Here is a 1,826-nt window from a genome sequence, read left to right as displayed (position 1 = left end):
GTGGAGCAAAAACGAAGGCAAGGAAGAATTAGAATATGCTAAGAATTTAAGCAAAGAAAACTATAATCAAGAAAAAGTTACACAAATGATTATTAAAAATCTTAAGATGATACAAGCTAGTATTGAAGATATAAGAATTTTAACCTCTTATTATCCTACAGATGAAGATGTTGAGCTTATGAGACAAGCTGGGCATGTTACAACAAATTCAAATACTGATATTATACTTTATCTTTTATATAATGAAGGAAATATCACAAATCAAAAAACTTCTTTTTTATTTGATAAGGAAAGATTTAAAGTTTTTGAAGATTTTTTATTTTTTCTAAATACTCGTTTAGAAGAGGATTTTTTGCAAAAAGATATTCATAAGTTTGATAGCTTTGATGTAGTTGGAATTGGAATGTATATTAACACTCTAATTGGTTATAATTGTGCATTTACTGATATGTATTTGAGTGAATTTTTACAAGATTATATTTGTGATTTAAATACCCCTAAAACTATAACAATTTTAAATGGTATGAGTCAAATTAACATTGCTACTGACAAAGTTTTATTGTTTTTTAATAAAGAATTAAAAATACACACTGATAGTCATTTAAAAATACAATTAGAAAAAGCGATCTATAATTTTAAGAAACTCAAACTCGGTCAAAAACAAATCAATCAGCTCAATACCCTACAATCTAAACTAAAAGAATGCACAAATGAATGAGATAGAACTTAACACTCAAAATAAAACCTTAAACGAAACAGAAAAAGAATTGCAAATTCCTTTAAAAGATGCGGGTGTAGATGAAATAGGAGAAAAACTACTTAAAGAAATAGAAGATGTAAATAAAACGGAAAATTTTATGCACCAAAATGAAGTTCAAGCCATGAAAGGTATCACTGGTTTTTTAGATAATGTAACAGATATTGGCTCTAAAGATTACCTACTCCCTTTTAAAATCATCATAAAAAGAGCAGATAATACCCTTAGTGGAATTGATGCTTTAATAGAATATCAAAAAACAAAAGATGGTTTAAAAGTTTCTGTAAAAATTGGTTCTGAAATTATTGCTTCACAAATTTTTACAATAGGAATACCGATAATAAGAACAGCAGCCATTACAACTTATAGCGCAATAGCAATTACAAGCAGCACCTTGTTAGGTGTTTTAGCAGCCATTAGTATTGTTGGCACTAGTATGATAATTCTTTGGTGGATTAATTCTAAAATAGAAGATTGGTTAAAAGATAGTGGTATTTCTTTTATTGATTTTATAAGAGAATATGAAACTCATTTAAGTTCTGAAGAAAAATATTATCATAACTTAGCACATTGTCATCAAACACAAATTAAAAATATGCAAAGAATTCAATTATATTATAATGGTAAGATTTCAAAAGATTTAAAAAATTATTACTATCCTTTTTATGATGTTAAAAAAACTCCATCTTTACTTAATGAAAAAAGTTTACTCAAAAGCATATCAAAAGATTATAAAGCATTAAAATTAAAAGATACAATAGATAACATCCACATTAACTCAGAATTTTATTTATTAAAAGCTTTATATTTTTGTGAAAGTTTTACAAGTTTTAATCAAAACAATCAAGCCTTATTTAACGAAGAAAAATTTCCTTATCATTCTAGCTTTTATACTATATTCTTATTGCACAAAGATAAAATCACAAATACTTATTTAAATGCAAGAAAAGAACTTTATAAAAGCGTTATAGAATTTAATTATTCTCAAAATAAAACCTTACTTGAGAATTTAGAGAAAAACGACACCAAAGAAGATTCTAAGCTATTACGCTTTTATAATCTTTCTTTT

At 25.6% G+C, this 1,826-nt stretch carries 2 protein-coding genes; both read left to right on the top strand.

Annotation, left to right across the window (positions count from 1 at the left end; genetic code table 11):
* Positions 1-718 (top strand): hypothetical protein (locus L8V79_RS08035; RefSeq protein WP_263703188.1); only part of this gene is annotated, 718 nt, incomplete at its 5' end.
* Positions 711-1,826: hypothetical protein (locus L8V79_RS08030; protein WP_263703187.1), on the top strand; the 1,116-nt coding region annotated here is incomplete at its 3' end. The genes L8V79_RS08035 and L8V79_RS08030, both read left to right, overlap by 8 nt.

The organism is Campylobacter sp. IFREMER_LSEM_CL2194 (genome assembly GCF_025771685.1).
In the GTDB taxonomy this organism is placed as follows: domain Bacteria; phylum Campylobacterota; class Campylobacteria; order Campylobacterales; family Campylobacteraceae; genus Campylobacter_D.
This window is presented reverse-complemented; position numbering and strand designations above follow the sequence as displayed.